The sequence below is a fragment of the uncultured Corynebacterium sp. genome (genome assembly GCF_947253065.1).
GTDB lineage: Bacteria > Actinomycetota > Actinomycetes > Mycobacteriales > Mycobacteriaceae > Corynebacterium.
Genome location: NZ_CAMXWS010000056.1, coordinates 1 through 6,899 on the forward strand (window position 1 = coordinate 1; position 6,899 = coordinate 6,899).

Consider the following 6,899-nt stretch of genomic DNA (forward strand, 5'->3'; position numbering starts at 1 on the left):
CTACGTCTGGGAGCGATGTCCATTTGGGAGCGATGCGTGACTCGTTGTCCCATACCCGTTCAAGGGCTTCCACAACATCGTTTGTATGAACAACAAACAGGGGGTAATCGCGCACATTGAAGTCCCACGTGAGTGACGATGGCGAGGAAAGTCGCAGCTCGTACTGCTCTTGAGCTATTTTTTCACCGTTCTGGTGGCTATGGAAGACCTGTTTAAGCTGCTTATAGTGGGTCATGGCGCTGTTTTTCCAGGTAAGTCGATTGCAATTTAGAGACCCATCTTAAGCCTCTATCTTTCAAAAATCGCGAATTTTGAAAGATAGAGTGCCATCCGCGCGCTGTAAATTGCAGTTCTACTAATCCAGATTTGCTAGCTCAGATTGCTAGCTCAGATCCGCCAGCTTGGCCAACACGTCGGCAGCTGGCGGGTTGGTGGCGTGTGTGCCGTCGGAGTAGAGGACGGTGGGCACGATGCGGTTGCCGTCGTTGACGGACTTGATCCACTCGTCAACATCCACGCCAGGTGCTTCGACGTCGACGATCTCAACGGCACCTTCGGGAAGCTTCGCCCGCTTCAAGTCCGCGATCAACGCGTTGCAGTACGGGCACCAAGATGCGGCAAAAACGGTGACAGGTGCTGTGGTTTCAGGGGTGGTAGCCAAAATCCTAAGCCTTTCGTTCAAATCGTTGGAAGCGGTAGCGCAGCGGTGATTCATCGGCACCGTCGAGGGTGATGCGGCCACGCTCAGATGTGATCCACTCGGATTCATGAACCAAGTCGAATTCCTCCGGCACATGCGGTGCCAAAACGGCGTTGTGGGGGAGGAGGGGCGCGAGTGTGGCGTCGATAAGCGTGCGCTCAATGATGTCGACATGGCCGAGGGTGGCTTCGTAGAGTTGTGCCCCGCCCATGATCCAAGCGTCGGTGTCCAGGGCCGGAAGTTTGCGGTGAACCTCCGCGCCACTCGACCATTCGCCCGTTTGCCGTGAGGAAATGACAATATTGGTGCGACCCGGAAGTGGCTTGAATGGCAATGACTCCCACGTGCGACGGCCCATGATGACGGGGCAGCCGAGCGTGGTCTCCTTGAAATGCTTAAGGTCCTCCGGGAGGTGCCACGGCATATCTTCGCCGTCGCCGATGATGCGATCGAGCGACTGCGCCCAGATTGCGCCGAGCATGCTAGACCGAGACCTTCGCCGTGATCGTCGGGTGCGGGTCGTAGCCGGTGACCGCGATGTCGTCGAAGCCGTAGTCGAAGATGGACTCCGTCTTGGTCAGTTCAAGCTGTGGATACGGGCGAGGCTCGCGGGAGAGCTGCTCTTTGACCTGCTCAATGTGGTCGTTGTAGATGTGGCAATCGCCGCCGGTCCAGATCAGCTCGCCAACCTCCAGGCCCGCCTGCTGCGCGAACATGTGGGTGAGCAGCGCGTAGGAAGCGATGTTGAACGGCACACCCAAGAACATGTCTGCGGAGCGCTGGTAGACCTGCATGGACAGCTTGCCATCGGCGACATAGAGCTGGAAGAGCAGGTGGCACGGCATGAGCGCCATCTTGTCTAGCTCCGACACATTCCACGCGGAGACGAGATTGCGGCGCGACTCCGGGTCCTTTGTCAGTAGGTCCAACGCATTCTGAATCTGGTCAATGTGTCGGCCGTCAGGCGTGGGCCACGAACGCCACTGGACGCCATAGACCGGGCCCAGTTCACCGCTTTCATCCGCCCATTCATTCCAGATGCGGATGTTGTTCTCCTGTAGCCAGCGCACATTCGAATCGCCCTTGAGGAACCACAGCAGCTCGCCGACAACGCCCTTGAAGTACACCTTCTTGGTGGTCAACAGGGGGAAAGAATCCGCGAGGTCATAACGCAACTGTTTACCGAACACACTGATGGTGCCCGTACCAGTGCGGTCAGATTTCGGGGTGCCGGTTTCGAGGATCTCACGCAGCAGATCCTCATAGGGCGTGGGGATAGTCCCAGTCATTCACTCACTCTTTGCGGTTATTGGGTTGAAGCGGCGCTGTCTAGTTGCTTATTTGACGATGCCTTCGTAGCTGCCGTGCTCTGCTTTGTAAGCGGCGACATGCTCGAGGATCTCCTCTGCGAGCTCCGGGCGGCAAATCAGCAGGTCAGGAATATAGGTGTCCTTGTTGTTGAACAGAACCTCGCTGCCATCAAGGCGGGAGGCATGCAAGCCAGCTGCCTTAGCGACGCCCACCGGTGCCGCCTGATCCCACTCGTACTGCCCACCGGCGTGGATGTATGCGTCGTAATCGCCGAGTAGGACATGCATTGCCTTTGCGCCAGCGGAGCCAATGCCGGCAGCTTCAAAGCCCATCTTGTCGGCGACGTACTTTGCCACAGCGGGCGGACGGTTGTGGGACAGAGCGATCTTGCGGGCGTACGGGCCCTCCACGTGGCGGACATCAGAAGACTTGAACACAACGCCCAAGTCCGGCAGGCCTACTGCCGCATGGATCGGTACACCGTTTTCCACCAGTGCAATGTGCACAGCCCAGTCCTGGCGGCCGGTGGCGAATTCTTTCGTGCCGTCGAGCGGATCCACAATCCACACACGCGAATTGTCCAGGCGTGACAAGTCATCTACAGCTTCTTCCGACAGGAAACCGTCCTCCGGGCGGTGCTGCTCCAAGACACGCGCAATCCAGTTCTGAGCAAGGTCATCGCCTGCCTCGCCCAATTCGCGGCCGCGAAGCAATCCCACTCCGCGAATCCCCTTGAGGATTTCGCCAGTTCCAAGCGCAATGAGGTTAGTCAACCGTGAGTCCGAGTACGTTGCCGTCATGGCCTAGACCTTACCGCGTGCGCGGTGTCCTCGCGTGCTGCGGCCGACTACTTCTGCGGCGCAACATAACACTTAACTTCCCACATAACATCCCACAAGTGTTAAGTAGGGTGTTATGTTGGGTTTCAAGAGGTGGCCCGTTGAAAAGGGGAAGGGTGGACGATGACCGACGATGAGTTGGAAAGCCTCATTGCTGAACTAAGAATCATTGGGACAGAAGGACAAGCCGTTGAGGTGAAAAGCGGAGTAGGGAAGAACATCCGCGAAACTCTCAGCGCCTTTTCCAATGGCAACGGCGGAATCTTGCTGATTGGTTTGAGTGAAGAGGATGGTTTCGTCCCAGTTGACGGTTTCGATGCGGCGAAAGCCCGCGATGCGGTTGCCTCTCGCTGCGACGAACTCACCCCTGCTGTGCGGCCGGTAATTCAGATTCATAAGCATCAAGGCGCTTTTGTGGTCGTGGTCGAAGTAGCTCCGCTGAACCGTGAAGATAAGCCTTGCTACGTCACTGACAAGGGGCGTTATAACGGCTCTTACATTCGCACCGGTGACGGTGAGCGCAGGCTGACCAAATATGAAGTAGACCGACTTCTGGAGGAAGAAGTTCAGCCGCGCTGGGATGAAGAGCCAGTAGAGGAAGCTCAGCGCACTGATTTATCTGAGGAGGAGTTGCACGACTTCCTGGCTGTACAGAAATCGCGGCGGCCAAAGACCTTCGCGGACGGCGAAGACCAAGCTCTGCGTCGCTTGAGGATCATGAAGGATGGGCGTCCGACTCTGGCTGCACTGCTGGCGATGGGGGATTACCCGCAGGAGTTCTTTCCGCGATTGACGGTCACGTTCGGGCTTTTTCCTGGCACCGGAAAGGGAGATGTCACGGTCGGGGAGAGGCTGCTCGATAGCGCTACTCTCGTGGGAACGATTCCCGAGCTCGTTGAAGCTGGGGTTGCAACTGTGCAGAAAAATATGCGTACGGCCAGCGTGATTGGCGAGGTCTACCGCACTGATTTACCTGAATATCCACTCGTTGCCGTAAGGGAGGCGCTGGTCAACGCCTTGATGCACCGTGATTATTCGCCGAGCGCTTTGGGTAGCCAGGTTCAGATCAACATGTTCGTGGACCGGCTTGAAATTACAAATCCCGGTGGACTGTACGGCGGCGTCACAGTTGAGAACCTTGGGGAGGCGGGCATTAGCTCCTCGAGAAACCGCCGCCTGTCGTCGTTTCTCGAAGATCTCACATTCGATGGTGGCGGCCCGGTCGCTGAAAATCGAGGTTCTGGCATCGCCACGATCAACCGTGCGCTCGAGGAAGCACTCATGCCGCCACCAATCTTCACGGATCGATTGACTGATTTCACTGTCACGTTTAGGAAGAGGAAGGTGGCTCCGACCGAACGGCATGGCACCGCTGTGGACCAAGTTGCCAAACTCTTCACGGAGTGCGAGTCGTGGTCGACGACGGAACTTGTTGGCGCTACCGGGTTAAGTCGAACTGCGGTGCAAAAGGCGATCAACCAGCTCGTGGGCGATGGGACTGTGGAGCCAACAGAGCCTGCGCGCTCACCGCGTCAGCGTTACCGGCTCACCGTATGATGGAAAAGTACTGGTGATGGAACTTAACAATTAACTTCCTACATAACATCCCACAAGTGTTAAGTAGTGGGAAGTTAAGTGTTATGTTCCGGCCGTCTAAGGTGAAGGCGTGCCTGACAACTCTTCCAACCACTCCGTGAGCGGGGATTCTGGTCGCGTACTCGACCGGTTTCATCCGCAGGTGGCAACGTGGTTTGAAGAGGTCTTTGCTGCGCCTACGCCAGTCCAGGAGCAAGCGTGGAAATCTATTTCAGAGGGGGAGAACACCCTCGTTGTCGCCCCGACTGGTTCGGGTAAGACACTGGCGGCGTTCCTCTGGTCGCTCAATTCGATGGTGAATCGTGCAGGGCAGCAAGCGCTGCATTTCGACGACAACGCGGCACTGCAGCGCACCGCCACGGGGACACGCGAGGGAGTGCGGGTGCTCTACATTTCGCCGCTTAAAGCCCTCGGCGTGGACGTGGAGAATAACCTCCGCGCACCTCTGACCGGCATCGCCCGTGTGGCGCAGCGCATGGAGCTGGACATGCCGGATATCTCCGTCGCGGTCCGTTCCGGCGATACCCCGCAGGCTGAGCGCAACCGGCAAGCGCGTAAACCGCCGGACATTCTCATCACTACCCCGGAGAGCCTGTACCTCATGCTCACCAGCAAGGCGGCGGGAATTCTGAAAACAGTGGATACCGTCATTGTCGATGAGATCCACGCCCTCGCAGGTACGAAGCGCGGCGTGCACTTGGCGCTCTCCCTGGAGCGTCTCCGCAGGCTAGCCGGAAACTTCCAACGCATCGGCCTGTCCGCGACGGTGAGGCCACTCGATGCGGTGGCGAATTTCTTGGGCGAGCGCACCACGATCGTGAACCCGCCGGCGGAGAAGAAATGGCAGCTCGATGTCCACGTGCCCGTCGAGGACATGAGCGATCTGCCGGTCCCGGAAGAGGGCTCGGCGATCGGGGATGCGGTGATTGATACATCAGCGATTTCCGAAGACATCCTTGATTTCGACCTGGACGCCCCGGACGACCCGGACAAGGACAACAAGAACATCGCCTCACCACCGACCCCGGGGCAGTCCTCGATCTGGCCACACATTGAGGCGCAGCTGTACCAAGAAGTGATGGCGCATCAGTCGACGATCGTCTTCGTCAATTCCCGTCGCACGGCTGAGCGACTGACCAGCAGGCTCAATGAGATCTGGGCCGCGGAGCATAACCCGGAGGCACTCAGCCCCCAGACGCGTCGGCCGCCGGCGCAACTGATGAAGTCAACAGATATCGCCGGTGAAGCCGTACCGGTGATCGCGCGTGCCCACCACGGTTCCGTGTCCAAGGAAGAACGCAAGGCCACAGAGACAGCTTTGAAGGAGGGCACACTCAAGGCAGTGGTGTCCACCAGTTCACTTGAGCTGGGCATCGACATGGGGGCCGTGGACCTTGTGGTGCAAGTGGAATCCCCACCGTCGGTGGCATCGGGCCTGCAGCGCGTGGGCCGCGCCGGGCACTCCGTCGGTGCCGTCTCCGAGGGCTCGTTCTACCCCAAGCATCGCTCTGATCTGGTGCAAACAGCGGTGACTGTACCGCGCATGCGGGAGGGCCTCATCGAGGAATTACACACTCCAAAAAGCCCGCTCGATGTCTTGGCGCAACAGACCGTCGCGGCCGTCGCAGTAGAAGATCTTGAGCTGGATGACTGGTATGAGACCGTCGCTCGCGCCTGGCCCTACCGTGACCTCGCCCGTGAGGTCTTTGATGCGGTCATCGACCTGGTCATCGGCATCTATCCCTCCACCGACTTCGCGGAACTGCGCCCCCGCGCGATTCTTGACGGCACCACACTCAAAGCTCGTCCCGGTGCACAGCGCGTGGCGGTGACCAATGCCGGCACGATCCCGGACAGGGGCATGTTCGGTGTATTCCTCGTCGGCACCGAGGCAGAAGGAGGAGTTCCGCGACGAGTCGGCGAACTCGACGAGGAGATGGTCTACGAATCCCGCGTCGGCGACGTGTTCACGCTCGGTGCCTCCAGTTGGCGTATCGAGAACATCACCCGCGACCAGGTGCAGGTCTCTCCCGCGCCGGGGCACACGGGACGCCTGCCGTTCTGGACAGGCGACGCGCTCGGCAGGCCATACGAGCTTGGACTGGCGCTCGGCGCCTTTCGCAGAGAAGCGAAAAGCGATCCCGCCATCATCGACGCGAGCCTGGACGAATATGCCCACGACAATCTGCTGAAGTACCTCGATGAGCAGGAGGAAGCCACCGGCATCGTCCCGGATGAGAAGACGCTGGTGCTTGAGCGCTTCACGGATGAGCTGGGGGATTGGCGGGTGGTGCTGCACACACCGTTCGGCAAGGGCGTCAATGCCGCGTGGGCGCTGGCTACCGGATGGCGCGTGGCGCAGGAGACCGGCATGGACGCCCAAGCCGTCGCGGGGGACGACGGGATCGTGTTGAGGTTGCCGCAGGGGGAGCGGGAACCGGATGCGTCGATAT

At 59.1% G+C, this 6,899-nt stretch carries 6 protein-coding genes and 1 pseudogene; 2 read left to right on the plus strand and 5 right to left on the minus strand.

The genetic code is table 11. The features are described 5' to 3' along the window. The 5 genes and pseudogenes from Q0X21_RS09580 to Q0X21_RS09600 form a co-directional block, all read right to left on the minus strand. Positions 1-235 (minus strand): annotated as a pseudogene (locus Q0X21_RS09580) (Fic family protein); the annotation flags it as partial. A 147-nt stretch (positions 236-382) separates the two neighbouring features. Beyond that, the gene (locus tag Q0X21_RS09585) at positions 383-664 is read right to left on the minus strand and encodes a glutaredoxin domain-containing protein (protein WP_297851663.1); all 282 of its coding nucleotides are present in this window, start codon (positions 662-664) and stop codon (positions 383-385) included. A 1-nt stretch (position 665) separates the two neighbouring features. Next, positions 666-1,181, minus strand: coding sequence for a dihydrofolate reductase (locus tag Q0X21_RS09590; RefSeq protein ID WP_297851658.1), 516 nt, complete (start codon positions 1,179-1,181; stop codon positions 666-668). A gap of 1 nt (position 1,182) precedes the next feature. Continuing rightward, positions 1,183-1,989 (minus strand): thymidylate synthase, encoded by an 807-nt coding sequence (locus Q0X21_RS09595; protein WP_297851659.1) that lies wholly within the window; start codon positions 1,987-1,989, stop codon positions 1,183-1,185. Between the two features lie 48 nt (positions 1,990-2,037). After that, complete coding sequence (locus Q0X21_RS09600; protein ID WP_297851660.1) at positions 2,038-2,811, minus strand: 3'(2'),5'-bisphosphate nucleotidase CysQ; 774 nt, start codon at positions 2,809-2,811, stop codon at positions 2,038-2,040. A gap of 162 nt (positions 2,812-2,973) precedes the next feature. On the opposite strand from Q0X21_RS09600, the gene Q0X21_RS09605 reads away from it, so the two are divergent. After that, on the plus strand, positions 2,974-4,407 hold the full coding sequence (locus tag Q0X21_RS09605) for an ATP-binding protein (protein ID WP_297851661.1): 1,434 nt from the start codon (positions 2,974-2,976) through the stop codon (positions 4,405-4,407). A gap of 109 nt (positions 4,408-4,516) precedes the next feature. Further along, positions 4,517-6,899, plus strand: a 2,383-nt coding sequence (locus Q0X21_RS09610) for a DEAD/DEAH box helicase (protein ID WP_297851662.1), incomplete at its 3' end; no start/stop codon positions are given.

Excerpts from the sequence above, each read along its gene's own strand:
- Q0X21_RS09590 (WP_297851658.1), bottom strand. The coding sequence starts at position 1,181 with ATGCTCGGCGCAATCTGGGCGCAGTCGCTCGATCGCATCATCGGCGAC.
- Q0X21_RS09595 (WP_297851659.1), bottom strand. The coding sequence starts at position 1,989 with ATGACTGGGACTATCCCCACGCCCTATGAGGATCTGCTGCGTGAGATC.
- Q0X21_RS09600 (WP_297851660.1), bottom strand. The coding sequence starts at position 2,811 with ATGACGGCAACGTACTCGGACTCACGGTTGACTAACCTCATTGCGCTT.
- Q0X21_RS09605 (WP_297851661.1), top strand. The coding sequence starts at position 2,974 with ATGACCGACGATGAGTTGGAAAGCCTCATTGCTGAACTAAGAATCATT.